The 26,936-nt window shown below is 68.8% G+C and carries 26 protein-coding genes; 16 read left to right on the forward strand and 10 right to left on the reverse strand.

The window, feature by feature from the left end; genetic code table 11:
* Positions 1-17: 17 nt before the first annotated feature.
* The 8 genes from ACYBYQ_RS07520 to ACYBYQ_RS07555 all read left to right on the forward strand — a co-directional run bounded on the left by ACYBYQ_RS07520 (position 18) and on the right by ACYBYQ_RS07555 (position 9,984).
* Complete coding sequence (locus ACYBYQ_RS07520) at positions 18-848, forward strand: carbon-nitrogen hydrolase family protein (protein WP_459618131.1); 831 nt, start codon at positions 18-20, stop codon at positions 846-848.
* Positions 849-857: 9 nt separating this feature from the next.
* Positions 858-2,318 carry a metalloprotease TldD gene (tldD, locus tag ACYBYQ_RS07525; protein WP_459618132.1) on the forward strand — a complete coding sequence of 487 codons (1,461 nt, stop codon included), beginning with the start codon at positions 858-860 and terminating at the stop codon, positions 2,316-2,318.
* Positions 2,319-2,542: 224 nt separating this feature from the next.
* On the forward strand, positions 2,543-3,613 hold the full coding sequence (gene aroG, locus ACYBYQ_RS07530; protein WP_459618133.1) for a 3-deoxy-7-phosphoheptulonate synthase AroG: 1,071 nt from the start codon (positions 2,543-2,545) through the stop codon (positions 3,611-3,613).
* A gap of 58 nt (positions 3,614-3,671) precedes the next feature.
* Complete coding sequence (locus ACYBYQ_RS07535) at positions 3,672-5,081, forward strand: FAD-binding oxidoreductase (protein WP_459618134.1); 1,410 nt, start codon at positions 3,672-3,674, stop codon at positions 5,079-5,081.
* A gap of 67 nt (positions 5,082-5,148) precedes the next feature.
* Complete coding sequence (locus ACYBYQ_RS07540) at positions 5,149-6,648, forward strand: FAD-linked oxidase C-terminal domain-containing protein (protein ID WP_459618135.1); 1,500 nt, start codon at positions 5,149-5,151, stop codon at positions 6,646-6,648.
* Positions 6,649-6,658: 10 nt separating this feature from the next.
* Positions 6,659-7,762: a glycolate oxidase subunit GlcE gene (gene glcE, locus ACYBYQ_RS07545; protein ID WP_459618136.1), complete on the forward strand. Its 1,104-nt coding sequence runs from the start codon at positions 6,659-6,661 to the stop codon at positions 7,760-7,762.
* A gap of 8 nt (positions 7,763-7,770) precedes the next feature.
* Positions 7,771-9,000, forward strand: a complete 1,230-nt coding sequence (glcF, locus tag ACYBYQ_RS07550; RefSeq protein ID WP_459618137.1) for a glycolate oxidase subunit GlcF — start codon at positions 7,771-7,773, stop codon at positions 8,998-9,000.
* Positions 9,001-9,072: 72 nt separating this feature from the next.
* Positions 9,073-9,984 carry an alpha/beta fold hydrolase gene (locus ACYBYQ_RS07555; RefSeq protein ID WP_459618138.1) on the forward strand — a complete coding sequence of 304 codons (912 nt, stop codon included), beginning with the start codon at positions 9,073-9,075 and terminating at the stop codon, positions 9,982-9,984.
* Here the strand turns inward: ACYBYQ_RS07555 and ACYBYQ_RS07560 are convergent.
* On the reverse strand, positions 9,957-10,859 hold the full coding sequence (locus ACYBYQ_RS07560) for an alpha/beta hydrolase (RefSeq protein WP_459618139.1): 903 nt from the start codon (positions 10,857-10,859) through the stop codon (positions 9,957-9,959). The two genes, ACYBYQ_RS07555 and ACYBYQ_RS07560, sit on opposite strands and share 28 nt — an antisense overlap.
* A 200-nt stretch (positions 10,860-11,059) precedes the next feature.
* Here ACYBYQ_RS07560 and ACYBYQ_RS07565 point away from each other — a divergent pair, with 200 nt between their 5' ends.
* A complete protein-coding gene (locus ACYBYQ_RS07565; RefSeq protein ID WP_459618140.1) occupies positions 11,060-12,082 on the forward strand; it encodes a helix-turn-helix transcriptional regulator in 1,023 nt (340 codons plus the stop codon).
* Positions 12,083-12,111: 29 nt separating this feature from the next.
* Here the strand turns inward: ACYBYQ_RS07565 and ACYBYQ_RS07570 are convergent, their stop codons facing one another.
* From ACYBYQ_RS07570 to ACYBYQ_RS07590, 5 genes are all read right to left on the reverse strand, one after another.
* On the reverse strand, positions 12,112-13,548 hold the full coding sequence (locus ACYBYQ_RS07570) for an NAD(P)(+) transhydrogenase (Re/Si-specific) subunit beta (protein ID WP_459618141.1): 1,437 nt from the start codon (positions 13,546-13,548) through the stop codon (positions 12,112-12,114).
* Complete coding sequence (locus ACYBYQ_RS07575; RefSeq protein WP_459618142.1) at positions 13,545-13,868, reverse strand: NAD(P) transhydrogenase subunit alpha part 2; 324 nt, start codon at positions 13,866-13,868, stop codon at positions 13,545-13,547. Before ACYBYQ_RS07575 ends, ACYBYQ_RS07570 begins: the two co-directional genes overlap by 4 nt.
* A gap of 1 nt (position 13,869) precedes the next feature.
* Positions 13,870-14,988 carry a Re/Si-specific NAD(P)(+) transhydrogenase subunit alpha gene (locus tag ACYBYQ_RS07580; protein ID WP_459618143.1) on the reverse strand — a complete coding sequence of 373 codons (1,119 nt, stop codon included), beginning with the start codon at positions 14,986-14,988 and terminating at the stop codon, positions 13,870-13,872.
* A 178-nt stretch (positions 14,989-15,166) separates the two neighbouring features.
* Positions 15,167-16,042 (reverse strand): N-formylglutamate amidohydrolase, encoded by an 876-nt coding sequence (locus tag ACYBYQ_RS07585; RefSeq protein WP_459618144.1) that lies wholly within the window; start codon positions 16,040-16,042, stop codon positions 15,167-15,169.
* A 61-nt stretch (positions 16,043-16,103) separates the two neighbouring features.
* Entirely contained in the window at positions 16,104-17,090 is a 987-nt protein-coding gene (locus ACYBYQ_RS07590) for a Bug family tripartite tricarboxylate transporter substrate binding protein (RefSeq protein ID WP_459618145.1), read from the reverse strand.
* A 159-nt stretch (positions 17,091-17,249) separates the two neighbouring features.
* Between ACYBYQ_RS07590 and gcvA the strand changes: the two genes are divergently transcribed.
* The 3 genes from gcvA (at position 17,250) to ACYBYQ_RS07605 (ending at position 20,187) form a co-directional block, all read left to right on the forward strand.
* Positions 17,250-18,170: a transcriptional regulator GcvA gene (gcvA, locus tag ACYBYQ_RS07595; protein WP_459618725.1), complete on the forward strand. Its 921-nt coding sequence runs from the start codon at positions 17,250-17,252 to the stop codon at positions 18,168-18,170.
* Positions 18,171-18,182: 12 nt separating this feature from the next.
* The gene (gene mnmA / locus ACYBYQ_RS07600; RefSeq protein WP_459618146.1) at positions 18,183-19,298 is read left to right on the forward strand and encodes a tRNA 2-thiouridine(34) synthase MnmA; all 1,116 of its coding nucleotides are present in this window, start codon (positions 18,183-18,185) and stop codon (positions 19,296-19,298) included.
* Positions 19,299-19,380: 82 nt separating this feature from the next.
* Positions 19,381-20,187 carry a sulfite exporter TauE/SafE family protein gene (locus ACYBYQ_RS07605; RefSeq protein WP_459618726.1) on the forward strand — a complete coding sequence of 269 codons (807 nt, stop codon included), beginning with the start codon at positions 19,381-19,383 and terminating at the stop codon, positions 20,185-20,187.
* A 115-nt stretch (positions 20,188-20,302) separates the two neighbouring features.
* Here ACYBYQ_RS07605 and ACYBYQ_RS07610 read toward each other — a convergent pair whose 3' ends face one another.
* Complete coding sequence (locus tag ACYBYQ_RS07610; RefSeq protein ID WP_459618147.1) at positions 20,303-20,914, reverse strand: glutathione S-transferase; 612 nt, start codon at positions 20,912-20,914, stop codon at positions 20,303-20,305.
* 158 nt (positions 20,915-21,072) lie between these two features.
* Between ACYBYQ_RS07610 and purB the strand changes: the two genes are divergently transcribed.
* Entirely contained in the window at positions 21,073-22,449 is a 1,377-nt protein-coding gene (gene purB, locus ACYBYQ_RS07615; protein ID WP_459618148.1) for an adenylosuccinate lyase, read from the forward strand.
* A 59-nt stretch (positions 22,450-22,508) separates the two neighbouring features.
* Entirely contained in the window at positions 22,509-22,964 is a 456-nt protein-coding gene (locus ACYBYQ_RS07620; protein ID WP_459618149.1) for a c-type cytochrome, read from the forward strand.
* 14 nt (positions 22,965-22,978) lie between these two features.
* Here ACYBYQ_RS07620 and ACYBYQ_RS07625 read toward each other — a convergent pair whose 3' ends face one another.
* On the reverse strand, positions 22,979-23,668 hold the full coding sequence (locus ACYBYQ_RS07625) for a cytochrome b/b6 domain-containing protein (RefSeq protein WP_459618727.1): 690 nt from the start codon (positions 23,666-23,668) through the stop codon (positions 22,979-22,981).
* Positions 23,669-23,744: 76 nt separating this feature from the next.
* Positions 23,745-24,011 carry a hypothetical protein gene (locus ACYBYQ_RS07630; protein WP_459618150.1) on the reverse strand — a complete coding sequence of 89 codons (267 nt, stop codon included), beginning with the start codon at positions 24,009-24,011 and terminating at the stop codon, positions 23,745-23,747.
* Between the two features lie 646 nt (positions 24,012-24,657).
* Between ACYBYQ_RS07630 and ACYBYQ_RS07635 the strand changes: the two genes are divergently transcribed.
* Entirely contained in the window at positions 24,658-25,368 is a 711-nt protein-coding gene (locus ACYBYQ_RS07635; protein WP_459618151.1) for a DUF3053 family protein, read from the forward strand.
* A gap of 64 nt (positions 25,369-25,432) precedes the next feature.
* Positions 25,433-26,503, forward strand: coding sequence for an AI-2E family transporter (locus ACYBYQ_RS07640; RefSeq protein ID WP_459618152.1), 1,071 nt, complete (start codon positions 25,433-25,435; stop codon positions 26,501-26,503).
* 3 nt (positions 26,504-26,506) lie between these two features.
* Here the strand turns inward: ACYBYQ_RS07640 and ACYBYQ_RS07645 are convergent, their stop codons facing one another.
* Complete coding sequence (locus tag ACYBYQ_RS07645) at positions 26,507-26,839, reverse strand: YnfA family protein (RefSeq protein WP_459618153.1); 333 nt, start codon at positions 26,837-26,839, stop codon at positions 26,507-26,509.
* Positions 26,840-26,936 lie beyond the last annotated feature (97 nt).

Raw genomic sequence — 26,936 nt, forward strand, 5'->3', positions numbered from 1 at the left:
AGGGACGAATTTGTATCATGATAGAAAGCAATTTGAAAGCAGACCCAGGCCCGGTGCGGGTTGCAGCCATACAGATGGTGAGTGCGCCCGACGTCGATGAAAACCTGGAACAGGCGCGCGAGTTAATAGAGAAAGCCGCGGCCGGCGGCGCGATGCTGGTCGGGCTGCCCGAATATTTCTGTTTCATGGGCAGGCGCGACGCGGACAAACTGGCAATCAAGGAGCAGGAGGGCGCGGGCAGGGTGCAGCAGTTTCTGTCGGAAACCGCCGCGCGCCTCGGCATCTGGCTTGCGGGCGGAACGCTGCCGCTGGCCTGCCCGGACCCGCAGCGGGTATTCAACACCAGTCTCGTCCATGGCCCCGACGGCGCCGTGCGGGCGCGCTACGACAAAATCCATTTATTCAATTTCCAGCGCGGCGCGGAATCCTACGATGAATCCGTGGCGATACGTCCCGGAGAACACGTGCGGGTATTCGACGGCCCTTGCGGACCTGTCGGGCTTTCGGTGTGCTACGACCTGCGCTTTCCGGAGCTCTACCGGGCCATGGGACCCGTGAACCTCATCCTGGTGCCGGCGGCATTCACCTACACCACCGGCCGGGCCCACTGGGAATTGCTGCTGCGGGCCCGTGCCATCGAGAACCAGTGCTACGTGCTGGCGCCGGCGCAGGGGGGGCACCACCCCAATGGCCGCCGCACCTGGGGGCACACCATGCTGGTCGACCCCTGGGGCGAGGTGGTGGCGGTGCGCGAGGAGGGGCCGGGCGTGATCGGCGGTACCATAGAGCCTGAGCGCCTTTCCGAAGTGCGCGCCGCCCTGCCGGCGCTGCGCCATCGCGTTTTGTAAACGGAAGCCATGAAACCCATCGACCCCGCCATCCAGTCCCTGGCCACCGCCAAGTCCCTGCTGCTCGACCCCTGGGGTCTGACGGAAGCGCACCTGGCCCGTGCCCTGGGCGAGATCTTCACTCACAAGGTCGACTATGCCGACCTGTATTTCCAATACACCCGCAGCGAAGGCTGGAGCCTGGAAGAAGGCATCGTCAAGACCGGCAGCTTCTCCATCGGCCAGGGCGTGGGCGTGCGCGCCGTCAGCGGCGAGAAGACCGCCTTCGCCTACTCCGACAGCCTGTCGGCCGATGCGCTGCTGTCGGCCGCCCATACCGTGCGCGGCATCGCCCGGCGCGGCGCGGGCCGGGTCAAGGTGGCGGCGCAGGTGCCGGTCGACGATGCGCGCAGCCTGTATGCCGGCATCGATCCGCTCGCCACGCTGAGCGCGGCCGACAAGGTCGCGCTGCTCGAGAAGGCCGAGCGCATGGCCCGCGCTGCCGATCCGCGCGTGATCCAGGTCATGGCTGGCCTGGGTGCCGAGTATGACGTCGTTCTGGTGGCCGGCAGCGACGGCCGGCTCGCGGCCGACGTGCGTCCGCTGGTGCGCCTGTCGCTTACCGTGATTGCGGAGCAGAATGGCCGCCGTGAAATGGGCCACGGCGGCGGTGGCGGCCGCGTCGGGCTGGACATGTTCTCCGACGAGGTGCTGCGCGGCTATGTCGACCGCGCCGTGCACGAGGCGCTGGTCAATCTCGAGGCCCGGCCTGCGCCGGCCGGCGAAATGACGGTGGTGCTGGGTTCCGGCTGGCCCGGCATCCTGCTGCACGAGGCAGTGGGGCACGGGCTTGAAGGCGACTTCAACCGCAAGGGTTCCAGCGTGTTCTCCGGGCGCATCGGCGAGCGCGTGGCCTCGCCCGGCGTCACCGTGGTCGACGACGGCACGCTGCCGGGCCGGCGCGGCTCGCTCAACATCGACGACGAGGGCAATGCCACGCAGCGCAACGTGCTCATCGAAGACGGCATCCTGCGCGGCTACATGCAGGACACGCTCAATGCGCGGCTGATGCGCACCGGCGCCACCGGCAACGGCCGGCGCGAGTCCTTCGCCCACCTGCCCATGCCCCGCATGACCAATACCTACATGCTTGCGGGCGCCACGCCGCCCGAGGAAATCATCGCCTCGGTGGGGCGCGGGCTGTATGCCGCGAATTTCGGCGGCGGACAGGTCGACATCACCAACGGCAAGTTCGTGTTCTCGGCTTCCGAGGCCTACATGATCGAGGATGGCAAGATCACCTATCCGGTGAAGGGCGCCACGCTGATCGGCAACGGCCCGGATGCCATGAACCGGGTCAGCCTCATCGGCAACGACATGCGCCTGGATTCGGGCGTGGGCACCTGCGGCAAGGACGGCCAGAGCGTGCCGGTGGGCGTGGGCATGCCCACGGTGCGCATGGACGGCCTCACCGTGGGCGGCACGGCCTGAACATGCCATACGATGACGCCCGGTATTTTTTGTGCTAGAGTCCGTGCTATGAAATTCGCGTCCCCCGCCTTTTATTTTTACTTTTATGGTTTTCTGAAGCCGTTGGCGGAGGAAGGGGCGCGCATCAACTGAAAGCACGCTAGTATCCCCAAGAAGCCGCCAGCGCCCCTGGCGGCTTTTTTGTGGCCGTCACGCTGGCGGGTATACACCCCAGGAGCCGTTCCGTGTCCCACAATACCGACGATCTGCGCATCCGCGAGATCAAAGAGCTGAACCCGCCCGCCCACGTCATGCGCGAATTCCCGTGCACGCGCGAGGCCTCGGAAACCGTGTATGGCGCGCGCCAGAGCCTGCACCGCATCCTGCATGGCATGGACGACCGCCTGGCGGTGGTGATCGGGCCCTGCTCGATCCACGATACGCGCGCCGCCATGGAATATGCCGCACGACTGCGCGAGGCCCGCCGGCGCCACGCCGCCGACCTCGAGATCGTGATGCGGGTCTACTTCGAGAAGCCCCGCACCACGGTGGGCTGGAAGGGCCTGATCAACGACCCGGATCTGGACGGCAGTTTCCATATCAACAAGGGAATCCGGGTGGCGCGCCAGCTGCTGCTCGACATCAACAGCCTGGGGCTGCCGGCGGGCTGCGAGTTCCTCGACATGATCACCCCGCAGTACATCGCCGACCTGGTTTCCTGGGGAGCCATCGGCGCGCGCACCACGGAAAGCCAGGTGCACCGCGAGCTGGCTTCCGGGCTGTCATGCCCGGTGGGCTTCAAGAACGGCACCGACGGCAACGTCAGGATCGCCGTGGACGCCATCAAGGCGGCGTCGCAGCCGCATCACTTCCTGTCGGTGACCAAGGGCGGACATTCGGCCATCGTTTCGACGGCAGGCAACGAGGATTGTCACGTGATCCTGCGCGGCGGCAAGAGCCCCAACTACGACGCGGCCAGCATCGAGGCGGCGTGCCAGGACATGGCCAGGTCCGGCCTGGCCCAGCGCGTCATGATCGACGCCAGCCATGCCAACAGCAGCAAGAAGCCCGAGAACCAGCCCCTGGTGGCGGAAGACGTGGCGCAGCAGCTCGAACGCGGCGAGTCGCGCATCGTGGGGATGATGATCGAGAGCCACCTGCTGGCGGGCCGGCAGGATCTCGTGGCCGGCCAGGAGCTGGTCTATGGCCAGAGCATCACCGACGGCTGCATCGACTGGGAAACTTCCGAGCGGGTGCTGGCGCGCCTGGCCCAGGCCGTGGCGCAGCGCCGGCGCATCCTGGCCAGCGGCAAGTAGGGCAGGGCGGCGGGGCAGGCGTAAAATCTCCGGACCACAATCCACACCCGAGACAGCCATGAACGCTCCCCTCCACCCCGAGACCCTGCGCCGACCGGTTCCGGCCGCATGCCTGGAAGCGCTGCGCGCGCGTTTCGGCGATCGCCTCTCCGTGTCGGCTGCAGTGTGCGAGCACCATGGGCGGGATGAGTCGCCGTATCCGCCGATGCTGCCCGACGCCGTGGTCTTCGCCACGTCCACGGAAGAAGTCGCCGACGTGGCGCGGCTGTGCAACGAGCACCGCGTGCCCCTCATCCCCTACGGCGCGGGCTCGTCTCTCGAAGGGCACCTGCTGGCCATCCAGGGCGGCATCAGCCTGGATCTCTCGCAGATGAACCAGGTGCTGGCCGTGAATGCCGAGGATCTCACCGCCACCGTGCAGGCGGGCGTCACGCGCAAGCAGCTCAACGAGGAGATCCGCGACACCGGGCTGTTCTTTCCCATCGATCCCGGCGCCGACGCCAGCCTGGGCGGCATGGCCGCCACGCGGGCATCGGGCACCAACGCCGTGCGCTACGGCACCATGCGCGAGAATGTGGTGTCGCTCACGGTCGTCACCGCGGACGGCCGCGTGGTGCGCACGGCCGGCCGGGCGCGCAAGTCTTCGGCGGGCTACGACCTCACCCGCATATTCGTGGGCAGCGAGGGCACGCTGGGCATCATCACCGAAGTCACCGTGCGGCTCTATCCCCAGCCCGAGGCCGTCTCGGCGGCGGTGTGCAACTTTCCCACGCTCGACGCCGCAGTGCAGAGCGTGATCGAGATCATCCAGATGGGCGTACCCGTCGCGCGCGTCGAGTTCATGGACGCCGCGGCGGTGCGGGCGGTCAACCTGCACAGCAAGCTCACCCTGCGCGAGACGCCGCTGCTGGTGTTCGAGTTCCACGGCAGCCCCGCCGGGGTGCAGGAACAGGCCCAGACCGTGCAGGCCATCACGGCCGATCACGGCGGCATGGATTTCGAGTGGGCAGAGCGTCCCGAAGACCGCAGCCGGCTCTGGACCGCGCGCCACAACGCCTATTTTGCGGGCCTGCAGCTGCGCCCCGGCTGCCGCGCCAGCACCACCGACGTGTGCGTGCCCATCTCGCGCCTGGCCGATTGCGTGCGCGAGACCGTCGACGAACTCGATCGCGCCAGTTTCCCGTACACCATCGTGGGCCATGTGGGCGACGGCAACTTCCACGTGCTGATGTTGCTGGATGCCGACAGCGAGGCGGAATGGCGCGAGTCTGAAATCATTAATCACAATTTGGTGCGCCGCGCCATCGCGGCCGACGGCACCTGCACCGGCGAGCACGGCGTGGGCCTGCACAAGATGCAGTTCATGGCCGAGGAGCACGGCGAAGACGCGCTGGCGCTGATGCGCAGCCTCAAGCACGCCTTCGATCCGAACAACATCCTCAACCCCGGCAAGATCATCGCCTGGTAGGCCGCCGCGGCCGGGGGCGGGTAAATCCCGGCATGTGCATTCCGTAGCGGCGCGCTATCTTTTGGGCATGAATCCGCTGGTCGAAAGCGGGCTGGTCCAGGACCAGCCCGCATTTTCCGTGACATCCCTGGCCGAGGCGCTGTGCACCATCCTCCCGGCGCACTGCGTGCTGTCCCGCGAGGAAGACACCCGTCCCTACGAGTGCGACGGCCTGCCCCTGTATCGGTGCCTGCCGCCCGTCGTGGTGCTGCCCGAGAGCGAGGCGCAGGTGCAGGCCGTGATGCGCCTGTGCAAGCGCATGAACGTGCCCGTGGTGGCACGGGGCGCCGGCACGGGCCTGTCCGGCGGGGCCCTGCCTCACCCGCAGGGCGTGCTGCTCGGTCTTTCCAAGCTCAACCGCATCAAGCGCGTCGATGCCCGCGCGTGCGTGGCCGTCGTCGAGCCCGGCGTGCGCAACCTGGCCATCTCCGAGGCGGCGGCGGCCCACGGGCTGTACTACGCGCCCGACCCTTCCAGCCAGATCGCCTGCTCGATCGGCGGCAACGTCGCGGAGAACTCCGGCGGCGTGCATTGCCTCAAGTACGGCCTCACGGTGCACAACGTGCTGAGCGTGCGCATGGTCACCATAGACGGCGACGTCGTGCAGCTCGGTTCGGAAGCGCCCGATTCCCCGGGGCCCGACCTCCTGGCCCTGTTCGTCGGGTCGGAGGGCATGCTGGGCATCGTCACCGAAGTCACCGTCAAGCTGATCCCGCGACCGGTGTGCGCCCAGGTCGTGATGGCCAGCTTCGCCAGCGTCGAGGCGGCAGGCAACGCGGTCACGCAGGTCATCGCTGCGGGCATCGTGCCGGCGGGCCTGGAAATGATGGACCGGCGCGCCATCCATATGGTGGAGCCCTTCGTGCAGGCCGGCTACGACATGGACGCCCAGGCCATCCTGCTGTGCGAGTCCGACGGCACTCCGGAGGAAGTGGCGCACGAGGTCGAACGCATGGAGGCGGTCTTTCGCGCAGCGGGCGCCACGCGGATGCAGGTCTCGGCCAACGAGGCCGAGCGGCTGAAGTTCTGGGCCGGGCGCAAGAATGCATTCCCGGCCGCCGGGCGCGTCTCGCCCGACTACTATTGCATGGACGGCACGATTCCGCGCCGCCACCTGGCGCGGGTGCTGGGCGCCATCGAGCAGATGGAGGACGAATACGGCCTGCGCTGCGCCAACGTATTCCACGCGGGCGACGGAAACCTGCATCCGTTGATCCTGTTCGATTCCAACAAGCCGGACGAGGTGGAGCGCGCCGACAAATTCGGCGCGGCGATACTCGAGCTGTGCGTGCAGGTGGGAGGCACCGTGACGGGAGAGCACGGTGTGGGTATGGAGAAGATAAATCAAATGTGCGTGCAATTTTCGCGTGATGAGCTCGACGCCTTTCTTGCCGTGAAGCGGGCCTTCGACCCGCCCGTGCTGCTCAATCCCGAGAAGGTCATTCCCACCCTGGCGCGCTGTGCCGAATACGGCAAGATGCACGTGCACGCCGCAGACATGCGATTCCCCGACCTGTCACGCTTCTGAGATCGCCCGCATGGATTTCGTCCTGTCGGAACTCTGCGACCAGGTGCTGACTGCGCGCGCCGGCCACAAGCCGCTGTTCATCGCCGGCGGAGGGACCAAGTCGTTCTACGGCAACCATCGTCCCCTCACCCCGCAGGATGGCCATTGCCTGCTCGACATGACCGCGTATCGCGGCATCGTGGGCTACCACCCGTCCGAACTGGTCGTCACGGTGCGGGCCGGCACGCCGCTGGCCGAGCTCGAGGCGGAGCTGGCCGGCCATGGCCAGATGCTGGCGTTCGAGCCGCCGCATTTCGGCGCGGGCGCCACCGTGGGCGGCTGCGTCGCGGCGGGCCTGTCCGGACCGCGCCGCATGTCCGCCGGCGCCGTGCGCGATTTCGTGCTGGGCGTGCGCATGCTGGACTCGCACGGGCGTATCCTCGCCTTCGGCGGGGAAGTGATGAAGAACGTGGCCGGATACGACGTATCGCGCCTGCTGGCGGGATCGCTGGGCATCTTCGGCGCCTTGCTCGAAGTCTCGCTCAAGGTATTGCCGCGGCCGGCGTGCGAACGCACGCTGGTGCGCGAAGCCACCCAGGCCGCCGCGCTGGACCTGTTTTCGCAGTGGCGGGCCAGGCCCATGCCGGTCTCGGCCGCGTGCTGGATCCCGGGCGACCCCGGCGACGGCAGCGGGCGCCTCGCGGTGCGGCTGTCCGGCGCCCCGCCTGCCGTGGATGCCGCGGCGGCACGCATCGGCGGCGAGCCGATGGCGGATGCCGAAACCTGGTGGCGCTCGCTGCGCGAGCAGACGCATCCGTTCTTCGATCCGGCCCGGCCCTTGTGGCGCCTGGCCCTGCCGCCTGCCACGCAGCCCCTGCCCATGGGCCCGATGCTGCTGGAGTGGGGGGGCGGGCAGCGCTGGCTGAACGCGGCGGCCGATGCCCACGCGCTGCGCCAGGCGGCCGAGCAGGCAGGCGGCCATGCCACGCTGTTCCGCCCGGGGCAGGGGCCCGTCCCGCCCGACGGCGTGTTCCATCCGCTGTCACCCGCGGTGGCGACGCTGACGCGTCGCCTGAAGCAGGAGCTGGACCCCGCCGGCCTGTTCAATCCGGGCCGGCTGCACCTGGACCTGTAGGAATCACCATGCAGACGAATCTCGCGCCCTGGGCGCAGGAAACAGCGCTGGGACAAGAGGCCGATGCCATCCTGCGGCGCTGCGTGCATTGCGGGTTCTGCACCGCCACGTGTCCCACCTACCAGTTGCTGGGAGACGAGCTCGACGGGCCGCGCGGGCGCATCTATCTCATCAAGCAGGTGCTCGAAGGGGCGGAGCCCACGGCCGCCACGCAGATGCACCTGGACCGCTGCCTGACCTGCCGCAATTGCGAGACCACCTGTCCGTCGGGAGTGGAGTACGGGCACCTGCTCGACATCGGCCGCCAGGTCGTGGACGCGCGCGTGCAGCGCCCCTGGCCCGACCGCCTGCGCCGGACGCTGCTGCGCAAGGGCCTGAATTCGCCGCTGTTCCGGCCGGCCATGCGCCTGGGGCAGTCCCTGCGCCGCTTCATGCCCCAGGCGCTGCAGCGCAAGATACCGGCGCGCCGCGCCGCGGGCCCGCTGCCCGACGGCGCGCGCCATGCCCGCCAGGTGCTGCTGCTGGCCGGCTGCGTGCAGCCGGCCATGATGCCCTCGGTGGACGCCGCCACCATGCGCGTGCTCGACGCCATCGGCATCGGGGCCAGGGTGGCGCCCGGCGGCGGGTGCTGCGGCGCCGTGAATTTCCACCTCGATGCCCAGGCGGAGGCGCTCGCCCAGATGCGCGCCAACGTGGATGCCTGGTGGCCGTTGGTGGAGCGGGACGAAGTCGAGGCCATCGTGATGAATGCCTCGGGCTGCGGCGCCATGGTGCGCGAATATGCCCACCACCTGCGGCACGAGCCCGCCTATGCCGAGCGCGCCGCGCGCATCGTGGCGCGGGTGCGCGACGTGGCCGAGATCGTGGCCCCGCATGCCGCCGAACTGGCCGCGCGGCTCCGGCCGGCGCCCCGTACCGCGTTCCATCCCCCCTGCACGCTGCAGCACTGGCAGGGACTGCGCCCGCTCAGCGAGGCGATGCTGGCCGCGCTGGGCTTCGAGCTGCAGCCCTTTGCCGAGACGCATCTGTGCTGTGGTTCCGCCGGGACCTACTCGGTGCTGAATCCCGGCCTGGCATTGCCGCTGCGCGACCGCAAGCTGGCGCACATCGGCCAGGCGCAGCCGTCGCTCATCGTGTCTTCCAACGTCGGCTGCATCCAGCACCTGCAGAGCGGCACCGAAGTGCCCGTGCGGCACTGGATCGAGGCCGTGGACGAACGGCTCGCGGCTGCGAAGTAGCGTCGCAGCCCCTGTCGATTCCCGCGTTGCGGCGCTATGCTGCGGCCATGGCATTGCGCGCGAGGAGACATCATGCCCACCGTACGTACCGACGTGCTGGAAATCGCCTACGAGGCGCATGGGCCTGCTGACGGCAGGCCCCTGGTGCTGCTGCATGGCTGGCCCGACGACGCGCGCACCTGGGACCGCGTCGCCCCCCGGCTGGCGCAGGCCGGATACCGGGTGTACTGCCCGTACCTGCGGGGCTACGGGCCCACGCGCTTCCTGGACCCGCGGCGTCCGCGCAGCGGCCAGCTGTGCGCCCTGGCCGACGACCTGCTCGGCTTTGCCGGCGCGCTGGGCCTGCAGTCCTGGTCGGTCGTGGGCCATGACTGGGGCGCCCGCGCCGCCTACATCGCCGCCGTTCTCGCCCCGCAGTCGATAAGGCATTGCGTGGCGCTGTCGGTGGGCTGGGGCACCAACGCGCCCGACCAGCGCCTGTCCCTGGCCCAGACCCGCAACTACTGGTATCACTGGCTCTTCGCCACGCCGCGCGGCGAGATGCTGCTGCGCAGCCAGGGACGCGAACTGGCGCATTTCATGTGGACCACCTGGTCGCCGGGATGGTCGTTCCCGCAGGTCGAGTTCGAGATCACGGCGCAGTCCTTCCAGAACCCCGACTGGGCGTCGGTGTGCCTGCATTCATACCGGCATCGGTGGGGCTGGGCCGACGGAGACCCGGCCTACCAGGCGTTGGAGGAGCGGCTGGCGGCAACGCCCCGCATCGCCGTGCCCACGCTGGTGCTGCACGGCGGCCGCGACGCCGCCAATGCCCCGGAGACCTCGGAAGGGCGCGAGTCCCTGTTCGACGGTCCGTACGAGCGGCAGCTGGTGCCCGAGAGCGGGCACTTCCCGCAGCGCGAGCAGCCTGACTCAGTGACCGCGGCCATCCTCGGATGGCTGGCCGGCCAGGGCGATCAGCGTTCCGGCGCGCCGAGCGCGTAGCGGGCCGCCGGCTCTACGGTGGCCGGCAGCATGGCGCCATGCCCCAGTGCGGGAAACTCGCGGAACGCCACCGCCAGATTCGGCGCCTGCCGCAGCACACCAGCCAGCGCGCGCGCATCGCCTGCCGTGGGACGGCCCTCGTCGCGGCGCGGCGCGCCGGGCCCGCCGTCGTGGCGCAGGCGCTCCCCGGCGCCCACCATGATGGCCAGCCGCGCGGGCGGCAGCGCGCCGGTGCGCGCCTGCGCCACATAGGCCTGCGCACGGTCCTGCATGAGCGGGGCATGCCACCATACCGACGGGCTGGCCGCAATGTAGGCCTGGAACGCGCCCGGGCGTGCGAACAGCGCGTGCAGCACGAACAAGCCGCCATAGGAGTGCCCGTAGAGCGCCTGGCGGCGCGCGTCGATGGGCGCGCGCGATGCCACCAGCGGCTTGATCCGCGTTTCGATGGCATCCAGCAAGGCATCGGCTCCGCCATTCAGGCGGCCCGGCGCACGCGGATCCGGCGCGCCCGAAGCCGGGGCGCCGGGCGGCAGCGGGGTGTAGTCCCAGGCTCGCGTGTCCAGGTCGAAGCGCGCCTCCACGTCATAGCCTACGCCCACCACGACCATGCTGCGCGCGATGCCGGGGCTGGCCCGCAGCAGCGCGCCGGCGCTGGCATTGCCGTCGAGCAGGTACAGCACGGGCCATCCGCCGGCGGGCGGCACGCCCGGCGGATGGGCGATCGCCAGGCGCCAGGCGCGCCGGCCGTCATCGCGGGGGAGCACCAGCCGTTCCACCAGCGGGGTGGCCCCGTGGCGGGCCGCGGCCGCGCCCGGGGCCGCGGACTCGGGCGCGGCCGGCAGGGCTGCGCGCCCGTGCGCTGCGAGGGCCATGGCCAGAACCAGGGAAACGAGCAAGGCAGCGCGCATCAGCGGGCCCCCGAGGCAGGGAGATAGGCGTGGGAGGCTTGCATCATGGCGGCTGGCGTCGGGGAATGTGGTTTAATTGAGAAGAGTTCTTATTAATGGGCAGGCTGTCATTCTGCCCGGGTCCGGACCGGAACGGTATTGTGCCGTCACCGGAAACCTTTGCAATGTCGCCATCTCCCGTGAGCCGTCCTGTCCACAGCAGCGAAGCCGTCGCCTCCCACGCCCTGGTGCGCGGTCAGCGGCTGCTGGACCTCTCCGGCTGCTCGACCTCGCAGTACCGGCTGTCGGTGCCGCAGGCCGAGCAGCCCGTGCTGCAGGGCGTGTTCGATACGGTCCGGCTGCGCTCGGGGCTGGTGGTCCACAGCGTGGATGCGCGTGACCTGCAGACGCTCACGGTGCAGTCCACGCTGAAGGCCGGCATACGCCTGGCCCTGGTGGTCGGCGGGCGCGCCGACGTGTCGTTCGGTCCGCGCCGCATGCTGCTCGGCCCGGAGTGCCGGCCCGGGGGCGAAGCGCGCGGCATGATGATCTCGCTGCGGCATGCCGAAACGTTCTGCCGTCGTTCGCGGCAGGGCGGCAGCGAACGCACGGTATCCATCCTGATGCCCCCGCAATGGCTGGAGCAGGCCATACCGGATGCCGCCGAGACGGCGGCGGTGCGGCGTTTCGCCGACACCCACCTGGCCGTCCATACGTGGCTGCTGGCGGCGCCGGCATTGCGGCTGGCCGAGCAGATCCTGCATCCTCCGGCGCTGGTGCCGGCACTGCGCGAGCTGTACCTGGAGGCGCGGGCGCTGGACCTGATCGTGCAGGCGCTGGCCAGCCTGTCCGATGCGCCGCTGGAGTCCGACGGCCGGCCGCGCCCGCGCGAATACCAGCGCATGCGCGAAGTGCGCGAACTGCTCGATAGCGGGCAGGCCGACGAGCTGACCCTCGAGCAGATCGCCTGCCGCGCCGGCATGAGCGTGAACACGCTGCAGCGGCATTTCCGCGCGGCGTGGGGCACGACGGTTTTCGAATACCTGCGGGAAGCGCGCCTGGCGCGGGCCAGGGTGGCGCTGGAGCGCGATGGCGTGAGCGTGGCGCAGGCGGCGTGGATAGGCGGCTATACCAGTCCGGCCAACTTCGCCACCGCGTTCCGTCGCCGCTACGGGCTGGCGCCCGGCCGGGTGAGGGCGCGCGCCTGACAAGCGCGGCCATGCCGGGTTTCTACGGCTCAGACTGCCTTCACCATGTCCTCCAGCACCTTCTTGGCATCCCCGAACACCATCATGGTCCGGTCGAGGTAGAAAAGTTCGTTGTCCAGCCCGGCATAGCCTGCCGCCATGGAGCGCTTGTTCACGATGATGGTGCGCGCCTTGTAGGCCTCGAGGATGGGCATGCCGGCGATGGGCGAGGCGGGATCGTTCTTTGCCGCGGGATTCACCACGTCGTTGGCGCCCAGCACCAGCACCACGTCGGTCTGGCCGAACTCGCCATTGATGTCTTCCATTTCGTGGACCTGGTCGTACGGGACTTCGGCCTCGGCCAGCAGCACGTTCATGTGTCCCGGCATGCGGCCGGCCACGGGATGGATGGCGTACTTGACCGTGACGCCCCGCTCGCCGAGCTTGTCGGCCAGCTCCTTGAGCGCGTGCTGCGCGCGCGCCACCGCCAGGCCATAGCCCGGCACGATGACCACGCTGTCGGCGTTGGCGAGCAGGAAGGCGGCATCTTCCGGACTGCCTGATTTCACGCCGCGCGGCGCGGCCGCGCTGCCGTCCGCCGCGGCGCCCGCCTGGCCGCCGAAGCCGCCCAGGATCACGTTGAAGAACGAACGGTTCATCGCCTTGCACATGATGTAGGACAGGATGGCTCCGGACGACCCGACCAGCGAGCCCGCGATGATCAGCATCGGATTGTTGAGCGAGAAGCCTATGCCCGCTGCGGCCCACCCCGAGTAGCTGTTGAGCATTGAGACCACCACCGGCATGTCGGCCCCGCCGATGGGAATGATGATGAGCACGCCCAGCACGAAGGCCAGCGCCGTCATGAGGGTGAAAGGCAGCCAGGCCTGCGTGGCCATGAACCCCAGGCCGCAGCCCAGCATGGCCAGCGCCAGCGCCAGATTCAGGAGATGCTGCCCGCGAAAGGTGACCGGCGCGCCCTGGAACAGCCGGAACCTGTATTTGCCCGACAGCTTGCCGAACGCGATGACCGAGCCCGAGAAGGTGATCGCGCCCACGAAGGTGCCGATGAAGAGCTCCAGGCGGTTGCCCGCGGGAATGGGGGCGCCTGCCGCGGCGATGCCGAACGCGTGCGGCTCGGCCACCACCGCCACGGCGATGGCCACGGCGGCCAGGCCTATCATGCTGTGCATGAAGGCGACCAGTTCGGGCATGCGCGTCATCTCGACCCGCCGGGCCATCAGCGTGCCCACGCCGCCGCCCGCCAGCAGGCCCAGCACCACCCAGCCCAGGCCGGCGCCGGCCGCCCCGGGGCGCGCCAGGCTGGCGATGAGCGCCGCGGTGGTGAGGATGGCGATCGCCATCCCCGCGATGCCGAAGGCATTGCCCAGCCGCGAGGTGGTGGGATGGGACAGGCCCTTGAGCGCCTGGATGAAGCACACCGATGCCAGCAGGTAGAGCAGGGTGGCGAGATTGGACGTGATCATGGGCGCGGCTCCCCTTCGGGAGCGGCCCTGCGTTCCTTCTTCCTGAACATCTCCAGCATGCGGCGCGTGACCAGGAAGCCGCCGAACACGTTGACAGCGGCCAGCGCCACGGCCAGCACGCCCATGGCGCGCGCCAGTCCGCCTTCGGTGAGGCCGGCCGCCAGCATGGCGCCCACGATCACGATGGCGGAAATGGCGTTGGTCACGGCCATCAGCGGGGTATGCAGCGCGGGGGTCACGTTCCAGACCACGTGGTAGCCCACATAGACGGCCAGCACGAAGATGATCAGGTTGACGAGGGTGGGGCTGATGGCGTCCATGTCAGGGCCTCCGGATGAGGTTGCCGGCCTCGCACATCAGGCAGGCGGCGACGATCTCGTCGTCGCGGCGGATCTCCAGGCCGCCGTCCGCGGCGGTGATCAGCTTGACGAAGTCGTGCAGGTTGCGCGCATAGAGCGCCGAGGCGTCGGTGGCCAGCAGGCCGGGCAGGTTGGTCAGGCCCACCAGCGTGACGCCGTGCCGTTCGACCACCTGGCCGCGCTCGACCAGCGGGCAGTTGCCGCCGCGTTCCACGGCCAGGTCCACGATCACGGAGCCGGGCCGCATGGCCTGCACGGTTTCCGGCGGCACCAGCACGGGCGCGGGCCGGCCGGGGATCAGCGCGGTGGTGATCACGATGTCGGCCTGCGCGCAGCGCAGCGCCACGCGTTCGGCCTGGCGCGCCATCCAGGCCGGCGGCATGGGTCGCGCATAGCCGCCCCGGCCTTCGGCGATCTCGCGCTCTTCGTCGGTTTCGTAGGGAACGTCGATGAACTTGGCGCCCAGCGATGCGACCTGCTCGCGCGCGGCGGGGCGCACGTCGGAGGCTTCCACCACGGCACCCAGCCGGCGCGCCGTGGCGATGGCCTGCAGCCCCGCCACACCGGCGCCCAGCACCACGACCCGGGCCGCCTTGAGCGTGCCCGCGGCGGTCATCATCATGGGGAAGAGCCGGCCGTAATACTGAGCAGCCAGCAGCACTGCCTTGTAGCCGGCCAGGTTGGCCTGGGACGACAGCACGTCCAGGCTCTGCGCCCGCGTGATGCGCGGCGCGGCTTCGAGCGCGAAGGCGGTGAGCCCTGCACGCGCGAGCGCTTCCAGGCCTTCGGTGTCGTAGGGGTCGAGCATGCCGGCCAGCACCGTGCCCGGGGCCATCAGCGCCAGTTCCGCGGCATCCGGCGGGCGCACCTTGAGCACCAGTGCGGCACCGTAGACCGTGGCCGCATCGGCCAGCGCGGCGCCTGCCTCGGCATAGGCCTCGTCGGGATAGCGGGCGGCAACGCCCGCACCCTGCTGCACGTGGACCCGATGGCCGGCGGCCAGGTAGCGCTTGATTGTCTCCGGCGTTGCTGCAACGCGGGTTTCCCCGTCTCGGGTTTCTTTTGGTATCCCGATCTGCATCACGCTTCTCCTCGGAAGGCTAGGGCCTCAGGCCCTGGGCGTAGTTATACACGAGGCCTGTTCCCGGGTAGCAGGACGCGCCGTTCCGGCGGCAAAAAAATGCCCTCCGGCGGGGTGAAGCCGGAGGGCATGGCCGCGGCGTGGAAGCCGCGGCTGCGTGCGCGCAGGGGCAGTGGCGTCAGACCGTCTGCGCGCGCGTCCAGGACACCAGCGCGGCAGTCAGCTCGCGCAGGTGCTGCTTGAGGCGGCCGTAGCCTTCGTGCGGGCGCAGCGTGACCTCGTCCATGTACAGCTTGCGGTTGATTTCCACCTGCAGGCTATGCCGGTTGTCGGCTGGACGGCCGAAGGCGCGCACGATCTCCACGCCCTTGTACGGGTCGTTCACCGCCACGTCGTAGCCGCGCTGGCGCAGCCAATCGGCAACGAAGGCGCAGAAGGCCGGATCGCTGGTGGTGCCGTCCCGGTCGCCGAGGACGAAGTCGGGATGCACCAGGCCGGGCTTGTCGGTGGCATAGGCGCCTGCCACGCTGGGCATGGAATGGCAGTTGATGTGCCAGACCTTGCCGAAGCGCGCGTGCGCATGGTCCATCAGCTCGCCGAGGGCGGCATGGTATGGCTTCCAGCAGGCCTCGATGCGATGGCGCACTTCCTCCACGCTGAGCTTGCGGTCGTATAGCGGGGTGCCGTCGTCGAGCATGCGCCAGACCAGGCCCTTGCCCAGCTTGACCTTGGGCGATGCCGAGGCTGGGCCGGGCCACGGCGCGTCGAGCAGCAGCGGATCGATCTCCTCGGCGCCGCGGTTGGCGTCGATATAGCTGCGCGGAAAGGTGGCGGCCAGCAGGGGCACGCCGAGCGCCACCGCGCCGCTCCACAGATCGTCGACCCAGGTGTCTTCGGCGGTGCGCAGCGCGCCGAAATCGGCGCTGGGGGCGAAGTCGGGCGGATAGGTAGTGCCGCTGTGCGGCGAATCGAGCACGAGCGGGGCGGAGCCGTCCGCGTCCGGATACTGGGACGGCAGGTCGAGCCGGTAGGACAAGGGCTGGGTGATCGGCATGGGGATACTGCGAATAAGGCAGGAACGGCCCCGGCAGGGCGCCGGGGCCGGGTGACGACGCTTAGTCGATCTTGACGTTGGCTTCCTTGGCGATGCGCTTGTTCTTGGCCACTTCGGCCTCGATCTGCGCCGCGTATTCAGCGGGGCTGTTGGCGACCGGCGCCGCGCCCAGGGCCTCGAGGCGGCTCTTGACGTCGGCTTCGGCGCTCACCTTCACGACGGCGGCGTGCAGCTTCTCCAGGATGGGCTGGGGCAGCTTGGCCGGGCCCACCAGGCCGAACCACGAGGAATCGTTCACCGCGGGAAGACCGGCTTCGGCGAAGGTCGGCACGTCGGGCAGGGCGGCTACGCGCTGGGGCGCGGCCACGGCCATGGCCACCAGCTTGCCGGCCTGCACGTGCGGCAGCGAGGAGGGCAGGTTGTCATAGAGCACGTCGACCTGGCCGGCCAGCGTGTCGTTCAGGGCAGGACCCACGCCGCGGTAGGGCACGTGCATCAGGTCGGTGCCCGAGGCCAGCTTGAACATCTCGCCCATCATGTGCGAGACCGAGCCATTGCCGGCCGAGGCATACGTGAGCTTGCCGGGCTCGCTCTTGGCGAGCTTGATGAAATCGGCAATGTTCTTGGCCGGAACCTTGGGGTTGACCGTCATGATGTTGGGGACGGCAGCCAGGTTCGAGATCGGCGTGAAGTCCTTGGTGACGTCGAACTGCAGGTTCGGATAGATGGCCGGGTTGATGCCGTGGGTGCTCACCGTGGCGATGCCCAGGGTGTAGCCGTCGGGGGCGCTGCTGGCCACGAAGGCGCTGCCGATCGAGCCGCCGGCGCCGCCGCGGTTTTCCACCACCACGGTCTGGCCCAGGGCCTGGGTCAGCTTGTCGGCGAACAGGCGGCCGACGATGTCGGTGGTGCCGCCGGGCGGGAAGGGCACGATCAGGCGGATCGGCTTGCTGGGGTAGCTTTCCTGGGCGACGGCGGCGCCGGTGGCGAGCGAGCCGGCCAGGGTGGCGGCCAGCGACAGGCCGATGATGACTTTACGACGGAACATGTATTCCCCTATAGGAAAATGTAACTAGCGGATGCAGAAGCATGCTGCTCGATTCTGTGCCACCGCCGTCGTTTGCACAAACGAAAGATTCTCCCTAACCTATTCCTTTTTGTCATGCCTGAGTGGCCCGCCGGCCAGGGCGGGCATGACCCGATTCCCATGCGGCGTTTCTGTCCTTCGCTTACCGATCTGCAGGCTTTCGAGGTTGCGGCCCGCCACAGCAGCTTCACCAAGGCCGCCCAGGAATTGTGCGTGACCCAGGGCGCGGTCAGCAAGCAGGTGAAGCACCTCGAGGACTTCGTGGGCGTCAAGCTATTCCTGAGGATACGGCAAGGCCTGGTGCTCACGGAGGCCGGGCGCAGCTACCTGCAGAAGATCCAGGCCGGCCTGGGCCAGATCGAGGCCGCCACCATCGAGGTGATCGCCCACCAGGGGCGCGGCGGCACGCTGCACCTCACCTGCATGCCCACCTTCGGCGCCCGCTGGCTGATCCCGCGCCTCACCGCCTTCCAGCGCCTGCGCCCCGACATCCACATCGAGTTCCTGCCGCACCGGCAGGGCTACGATTTTTCCACGCCGGAGCTCGATGCCGCGGTGCGCTTCGGCGAGGGCATCTGGCCCGGCAGCGGCGCGGACTACATCGTCGGGCGCGACGTCGTGCCGGTATGCAGTCCGCGCGTGCTGTCGCAGGACAGCATCGAAGCCGCGGACCTGCTGCAGTATCCGCTGCTGCACCACACCTCGGCGCCCGAAGGCTGGCACGACTGGTTCGAGCAGGCTGGCTGCGACACGCGCCGCAGTCGCGAGGGCGCGCGCTTCGACCAGTATTCGCTGCTGTCGCAGGCGGCCGCTGCGGGATTCGGCGTGGCGCTCATCCCGCGCTGCCTCATCGAGGACGAACTGCGGGACGGCAAGCTGGCCGTGCCGGTGCGCCAGCCGATCCGCGCGCGCCAGGGCTATTACCTGTGCTATCCGGAGCAGAAGGCAGACCTGCCTGCGCTGGGCGCATTCCGCGCCTGGCTGATGGAGGTGTCGCGGGCCGCCGAGCCCCGGCCGGCCGAAGAGGGCGAGCCGATCTAAAATACCGCCATCATGTCAGCAACCTCTCCCCGCAAAGGCCGCGTCGTCGTCGGCATGTCGGGCGGCGTCGATTCGTCGGTCACCGCCTGGCTGCTCAAGCAACAAGGCTACGAAGTCATCGGCCTCTTCATGAAGAACTGGGAGGACGACGACGATTCCGAATACTGCTCCACCCGCCAGGACCTCCTCGACGCCGCCAGCGTGGCCGATCGCGTCGGCGTCGAATTCGAGTTCGTGAACTTCGCGGCCGAATACAAGGATCGCGTGTTCGCCGAGTTCCTGCGTGAATACTCGGCGGGGCGCACGCCCAACCCGGACGTGCTGTGCAATGCCGAGATCAAGTTCAAGGCCTTCCTCGACCACGCCATGGCGCTGGGGGCCGAGCACATCGCCACCGGGCATTACGCGCGGGTGCGCGCCGTCGAGGGGCCGCACGGGCCACAATACCAGTTGCTCAAGGCCCTCGACGCCTCCAAGGACCAGAGCTATTTCCTGCATCGCCTGAACCAGGCGCAGCTGGCGCGCACGCTGTTCCCCCTGGGCGAGCTGCACAAGACCGAGGTGCGCCGCATCGCCCACGAGATCGGGCTGCACAACGCCGCCAAGAAAGACTCCACGGGCATCTGCTTCATCGGCGAGCGGCCGTTTCGGGAATTCCTGAACCGCTACCTGCCCACGGCGCCGGGCCCGATCCTCACGCCGGAAGGGCAGCAGGTCGGGCAGCACCATGGCCTGGCCTTCTACACGCTGGGCCAGCGCAAGGGGCTGCGGGTGGGCGGCGTGAAAGGCCGGCAGCGCGAGGACGGCACGGCCGAGGCCTGGTACGCCGCCCGCAAGGACCTGGCCAACAACGTGCTCTATGTCGTGCAGGGCCACGACCATCCCTGGCTGCTCGCCGGTTCGCTGCGGGCCCAGGACGCCAGCTGGGTGGCGGGCGAGCCGCCCGCGCCCGGCAGCTACGGGGCCAAGACGCGCTACCGCCAGGCCGACGCCGCGTGCACGCTCCAGCCCGACGGGCCGGCCGGTTTCGAGCTGGCCTTTGCCCAGGACCAGTGGGCCGTGACGCCGGGCCAGTCGGCGGTGCTCTACGACGGCGACGTCTGCCTGGGTGGCGGTATCATCGCCTGATTTTTGCGGCCGCTCCGCCTGCGGGCGCCGCCATTCCCCCTTTTCACATCCGAAGCAAGGAGAAGTACGCGTGGACTTGATGATGGTGTTGTGCCTGCTGGCACTGGGCGCGGTCGTGGGATTCGCCGCCGGCCTGCTCGGTATCGGCGGCGGCATGCTGCTCGTGCCTTTCCTGACCATGTTGTTCAGCTGGAACGGCATGCCTGGCGACCTGGTGGTGCATGCCGCCATCGCCACGTCCATGACGTCCATCCTGTTCACCTCGGTGTCCAGCATCCGCGCGCACCAGCAGCGCGGCACCATCCAGTGGAAGATCGTCGCGGCCATGGCGCCCGGCATCATCGTGGGCGGCCTGCTGTCGGGCGGGGCGGCCTTCGCTGCGCTGAGCACGGCCTGGCTCTCGCTGTTCTTTGCGCTCTTCGTGGGCTATTCCGGCTGGAACATGCTGCGCAACAAGAAGCCCAAGCCCGGCCGCGAGATGCCGGGCGTGCTGGGCACCAGCGCCGCCGGGGCCGGCATCGGCTTTCTGTCGGGCCTGGTGGGCGCAGGGGGCGGTTTCCTGTCGGTGCCTTTCATGGTCTGGTGCAACGTGGCCCTGCATGTCGCGGTGTCCACTTCGGCGGCGCTGGGCTTTCCGATCGCGCTGGCCAACAGCGTCGGGTACGTGGTTTCGGGTCTCATGGAAGGCGCCTCGCGTCCGGGCATGCTGGGCTACATCTACTGGCCCGCGCTGCTGGTGCTGGTGTGCACCAGCGTGCTGACTGCGCCGCTGGGCGCGCGCATGGCGCACCGCCTGCCGGTGGCCACGCTCAAGCGCGTGTTTGCGGGGCTGCTGTTCGCGCTGGCTGCCTACATGCTGGTCAAGGCGGTGCAGGCCTTTTCGGCCTGAACGGGCGCGCCGGGGTGGGGGCAACGCCCCTGTGCCCCGGCCAGGCCCGCCCAAATGCAAGAGAGCGCCCCGCGGGGCGCTCTCTTGCATGGCGGATCGGGCAGGGAGGGCAGCGTCAGGCGGCCGGGGGGGCGGTGTCGGTGAACGAGGCGCGCTGCGACAGCTTGTCGTAGAGGCGCGCCAGGTTGGCATGGTCGGCACGCCAGTCGAGGCTGGGGAAGCGCAGGTCCAGGTAGCCCAGGGCGCAGCCCACGGCAATGTCGGCCAGGCTGTAGTTCACGCCCATGCAGTGGGGATGGTCGCCCAGGCTCTTGTCCATGGCGTCGAGGCTGGCCTGGATCTTGCCGTGCTGGCGCTCGATCCATTCGGGGCTGCGTTGCGGCTCCGGGCGCTGGTTTTCCTTGACGATGATCACGCAGGCATCGAGCACGCCGTCGGCGATGGCTTCCCAGCACTTCACTGCCGCGCGCTCGCGGCCCGACTGGGGAATCAGGCGCGCAACCGGGGAAAGGGTGTCGAGATATTCGACGATGACGCGCGAATCGAACAGCGCGCCGCCGTCTTCCATGACCAGGCAGGGCACCTTGCCCAGGGGGTTGTATTTCTGGATCTGCGAATCGGCTGCCCAGACATTCTCGATGTCCAGCTGGTAGTCCAGCTTTTTCTCTGCCATGACGACGCGCACTTTGCGAACGTAGGGACTGGTAAGCGAGCCGATTAGTTTCATGGGAGCACAGGCGTAGTGTGAAGCGGGCGAAGTATAGCAGGCAACCCCCGGATATCGCGGCCCTGCGTACAATGGGCGATGCGCTGCAGCCACAGTGTTACAAGGGTGCGGATGATAAAATCGGCCCCCGTTTTTCACGCCTTTTCTTCCCCGATATCATGCAAATCGCCGACCAGCTCACTTCCCTCAACGCGCTTTCGCCGCTGGACGGCCGCTACGCCTCCAAAGGGGACGCGTTGCGCGGGCTGCTGTCGGAAGCCGGCTTCATGGCGCACCGGGTGGAAGTGGAGGTGGCCTGGCTCGTGGCCCTGTCCGACGCCGGCCTGCCCGAGCTGCCCAGCTTCAGCCAGGCCGCCCGCGAACGCCTGGCCGCGCTGGTGCGCGGCTTTTCCGAGGCGGATGCGCGCCGCATCAAGGAAATCGAGCGCGTCACCAATCACGACGTGAAGGCGGTCGAATATTGGCTGAAGGAACGCGTGGCCGACGACGCGGAGCTGTCCCGCGCCGCGGAGTTCATCCATTTCGCGTGCACCTCCGAGGACATCAACAACACCTCGCATGCCCTGATGCTGGGCCGCGCGCGCGACCAGGTCGTGGTGCCGCGCCTGCGCCAGATCGCCGCCAAGCTCACCGAGATGGCCAACGCGTACGCAGACCAGCCGCTGCTGTCGCGCACGCACGGCCAGCCCGCCAGCCCCACCACCCTGGGCAAGGAGTTCGCCAACGTGGCCGCGCGCCTGCTGCGGGCCATCGCCGCCATCGAGGCCGTCCAGCCCCTGGCCAAGCTCAACGGCGCCACGGGCAACTACAACGCCCACCTGGCCGCCTACCCGGAGATCGACTGGCCCGAGTTCAGCCGCAAGGTCCTGGCGGGCCTGGGCCTCGCGCAGAACCGCCACACCATCCAGATCGAGCCCCACGACTGGATGGCCGCGCTGTTCGACGCGGTGGCGCGCGCCAACGTGATCGTGCTGGACCTCGATCGCGACATCTGGGGCTACGTCTCGCTGGGCTACTTCAAGCAGCGTCTCAAGGAGGGCGAGGTCGGCTCCTCCACCATGCCGCACAAGGTCAACCCCATCGATTTCGAGAACTCCGAAGGCAACCTGGGCCTGGCCAACGCGGTGCTGCGCCATCTGTCGGAGAAGCTGCCGGTGTCGCGCTGGCAGCGCGACCTCACCGACTCCACGGTGCTGCGCAACCTGGGCGTGGGCCTGGGCTATTGCCTGGTGGCCTGGGACGCCTGCCTGCGCGGCCTCGAGAAGCTGGAGGTCAATGCCGCGGCCATCGACGCCGACATCGACGCCTGCTGGGAGGTCCTGGCCGAGCCCGTGCAGACGGTCATGCGCCGCTATGGCCTGCCGCAGCCCTACGAGCAGCTCAAGGCCCTCACCCGCGGCAAGGGCATCACCGAGACGGCCCTGCGCGAGTTCATCGCCGGCCTGGCATTGCCCGAGGATGCCAAGCAGCGGCTGTTGCAAATGACGCCGCGCAGCTACCTGGGGCTGGCCGCGAACCTCGCGCGGGCGGTATAGTCGCCAGGTCCGGCGGGCCGCAGGGGCTCGCCGCCAGTCATCGCTACCGGGAGAGATCCATGAAGACGTGGTCCGCCATCGCTGCCGCGGCCTGTATCGGTGCGGCCCTCTGGTCCGTGCCGGCCGCCGCCCAGTTCGCCGAGCCCGAGGACGCCATCGACTACCGGCAGTCCGCGCTCAGCCTGATCGCCTCGCACTTCACCCGCATGCAGCCCGTGGTGCGCGGCCAGGCGCCCTACGATGCCGCGCAGATCCAGGCCAACGTGAAGCTGCTGCAGACCCTCTCCACGCTGCCGTGGGCCGCATTCGGGCCCGGTACCGAGGGCGGCGGCGCGCGCGAGGAGATCTGGAGCGATGCCGAAGGCTTCAGGCAGAAGCAGGAGGCATTCACGGCCAACGTGGCGAAACTGTCGGAAGCCGCCGATTCGGGCGACCTCGCCCGGGTGCGCGCCGCGTTCGGCGAAGTGGGGGCAAGCTGCAAGGCCTGCCACGACGCCTACCGCAAGAAGCGCTAGGCCCGCCGCAGCGTTCAGTACGACATGTAGGCCGTCGCCTCCTGGGCCTGGATCCACCAGACCAGCGCGGCGGCGGCCGCCGCCACCAGCAGCGCGCGCAGCCATATCGCAGGGCCGTCTTCAGAGGGGCCGGCCCGCTCGGGCAACTGGTGGGCGGGCATGTCGCCGGTGATCATGGCCCGGACCAGGCGCCTGCGCCGCACCAGGGCATACCAGCCTATGGCGAGCAGGTGCAGCGCAACCAGGGCCACCAGCACCCATTCGTTGGCGTGGTGCAGCCAGGTGAGCGTGCCCGAGACGGATTCGTCGACCAGGCCGTAGAGCGGCCCTTGCACCATGATGTCGTCCGAGGCGAACAGGCCGCTGGCGGCCTGGAAGCCGAACAGCAGCAGCATGGCCACCACAGACAGGGCGCCCAGCGGGTTGTGGCCGGCATAGGCGGCAGCGCCGCGCAGGTATCCCAGCATGGCGGAGGGGCCGCGCACGAAGTTCGCGAAGCGTGCGTGCTGCGGTCCCACGAACCCCCAGATCACGCGGAAGACGATGAGGCCCAGCGCCGCCAATCCGAAGCGCACGTGCCAGTCCATGTAGAGCCCTCCCAGCTTCACGCTGGCGTAGGCGCCCACGACACAGGCGGCGAAGGCCCAATGGAAGAGGCGGGTGGGGAGATCCCAGATGCGTACGGGACGGCGCGAGTACGACATGGCGGCGGTGAAGGCAGCTGCAGACCGCCTCAATGTATCACCATCGCGCTGCCGGACGCAGCATGACGGGCGGTGCTCAGGCCGCTGCGCGGGCCTGCACGGATTCGATGTGGTGTACGTGCTCGTGGCGGAAGCGCACGCGCGTGGCGGCGGAGCCGCAGCGCACCAGATCGGTGGTGTAGGTGACGATGCCATTGATCGGCGCGTTGTAGATCACGCGCGCACGGATGGACGGCCCGTCGATGGGTTGCAGGTACACGACGTCGCCCACATGGATGGGCGTGTCGTCGAGCTTCGTATGCGCCGGTCGGCGCAGCAGGTGGGTAGGGAACAGTTTGTTCATGTTTCCTCTGTGGTTGTAGTTATGGAAGGAGCGTTAACCTAAGGGTCAAGAACCCCAAGGGCCAAGGTCCGCGAGCGGTGCCTGCGTGCCGCTGGACACGCCAATGGCAGGATATTGGCACCCTCGGATTGCAGCACCGTGACGCCCATGGGGCGTTTCAGCCCCGGCGCCCATGCCGGTCCAGGGTTCGGAGGCGGCTACCGCTGCGGTTGCCAGGATGTCGCCATGGCGACGCCCATGCCGGTGGTTTCCCGGCTGGTTTCCGTTCCCGGCTGGTTTCCGCGGTTGGTTCCGCGCAGTGGATCCGATCTGGCGGCTCGCTGCGTTGCTGCCGGGAAGGGGCCTATGCGGGAAGGGGCCTATAGCTGCCCGTTTCTTGATCCGGGCCTGGCTGGCCCTCTTTGATCTGCCCCGTGTTCGATCTGCCCTTTTGATGTTCGAGATGGTCGGTTTTCAGGGCAGCGCAAATACGCAGCAACCTCAAATAGTATACGTAAATATTTGTTTTGTCAAAGGAAATTCGCTGGCGGCTGTCACAGGGCGCTTCGATGGCAACAAAGTCTGTGGATGTCCGCGCCAGCCAGCCGTCTGGGCTAAGCTCGCGGGCGCCGCAATTTCCAGCACTCCCCGCATGTCCGCGTCTTCGATGCCACTCTGCCTTCTGCGCCGGTTCGCCGGCTGCCTCGCTGCCACGCTCGCGCTCGCCGGCTGCGTGGACCGCGAGCCCGAATCCCGCGCCGCGTTCATCCGGTATCTGCAGGCCCATGCGGGGGATGCGGCGGGAATCCTGCCTGCTCCCGCCACCCCGGAGGCGCGCGAAGGCCTGGGCGAGTACCGGGCGCATCTCGAGGTGATCGAGGATTTCCAGGGGGTGCTGCGCGACAACCTGGCCCTGGTCGAACGTGCCGGCGCCGCCCTGCGGCTGCAGCGCGTCGAGGACCTCCTGGCCCGCCGCGACACATGGTCCTTGCTGCGCGCCGACCTGCAGCGCTGCGGGCCGGCAATCGCGAAGGCGAATTCCATTGCGGTCGCGGCGCGGGCCGAACTGGCCCAGCCGGCCGACCTGCAGCCGCTCTACGAAACGGTTTTCGGCAAGGCCGTGACACAGCCCGCCGAAGCCGTGCCGGCCTGGTGCGCAGCATTGGGAGAGGCCGTCGACGATGCCGCCCGGCTGACGCAATACATCCAGGCGCGCACCGATCAATTCCAGCTGGGCGGCGACCAGGTGCAGGTGCGCGATCCGTCGGTGATGGAGGGCTTCAACCGGCTGGCGGAACGGCTCAACGGCCGATCCGCCGCGGTCGAGTCCATCATGGCGCAGGCCCGCGCGTGGGCCACGGCGGATCCGGCCTCGTGACCAGCCGGGTTTGTACAATGGCGCGTCCTGCGGCCCGTGCCGCTGTCGTCCGGAGGAAGGGCGCATGTCCGAGTCCAGCTTGATGCACAGCAAGACCTTCCACTATCTGCTCGTAGCCGTTTCTCTCGCATTCCTGTGCGTGCTGTGGCCGTTCTGGGGAGCGGTGTTCTGGGGCACCATCCTGGCGATCATCTTCGGCCCGGTGCATCGCCGCATCGCCAACCGCCTGGGCAGGCGCCGCAATCTGGCGGCGCTGGCTTCCCTGCTGCTGGTGCTGCTGGTGGTGATCCTGCCGCTGATCTTCATCACCGGATCGCTGGTGCAGGAAGGCACCAACCTGTACCAGCGGCTGCGTTCGGGCAACCTCGACTTTGGCCTGTACTTCCAGCGCGTCATGGCGGCGCTGCCTCCCAGCGTGCACGACCTGCTGGCCCGCTTCGACCTGGCCGACATCGGCAGCCTGCAGGAAAAGCTCACGCAGGGCGCCATGCAGGCCAGCCAGTTCCTCGCCACCCAGGCCTTCAACATCGGGCAGGACACCGCGCGCTTCCTGGCCAGCTTCGGCATCATGCTGTATCTGCTGTTCTTCCTGCTGCGCGACGGGCCGCAGCTGGCGCGCCGGGTGCGGCGCGCCGTGCCGCTCAGCGAGCAGCACAAGCAGCACCTGTTCCGCAAGTTCACCACCGTGATCCGCGCCACCGTCAAGGGCAATGTGGCAGTGGCGGTAGTGCAGGGCACCCTGGGCGGATTGATCTTCTGGGTGCTGGGCATCCAGGGCGCGCTGCTGTGGGGCGTTGTGATGGCGTTCCTGTCGTTGCTGCCGGCCATCGGCGCGGGCCTGATCTGGGCGCCCGTGGCCATCTACTTCCTGGTCACCGGCGAGATCTGGGAAGGCATCGTCCTGATCCTGTTCGGGATACTGGTGATCGGCATGGTCGACAACGTGCTGCGCCCCGTGCTGGTGGGCAAGGACACCAAGCTGCCCGATTACGTTGTGCTGATTTCCACGCTGGGCGGGATGTCTTTGTTCGGGCTGAACGGCTTCGTGATCGGGCCGCTGGTGGCGGCGCTGTTCGTCGCCAGCTGGGACCTGTTCTCGCCGCCCGACGACCCGGGCTCCACGCCTGCGCCCTGAGCCTCATCGGGCTGCCGGCTGCAGCCCGATGAGCGCCATGCCGGCCAGTGCCAGGCCGGCGCCGGCCAGGTCCCAGCGCGTCAGCGCCACGCCTTCCACCACCCTCAGCCACCCGAGGGCGATCACGATGTACATGCCGCCATAGGCCGCATAGGTGCGTCCGGCTGCGGCCGGGTGCAGCGTTAGCAGCCAGGCGAAAAGCGCGAGCAAGCCCAACGCGGGCAGCCACAGCCAGGCGGCATGCTGCTGCCTGACCACCAGCCAGACGAGATAGCAGCCGCCGATCTCGGCCAGCGCGGTGAGGGCATACAGGCCCGACAGGGAGAGCAGGGACATGGCGATACGGAAACGGGCGCAGCGGCCATTAAACCGCGACGCGCTCCGCGGCGTCCATCAGGCATGCGGGTTGCTTTGTCTTCCCGCACCTGTACGG

It is taken from the genome of Bordetella sp. 2513F2 (genome assembly GCF_054642735.1).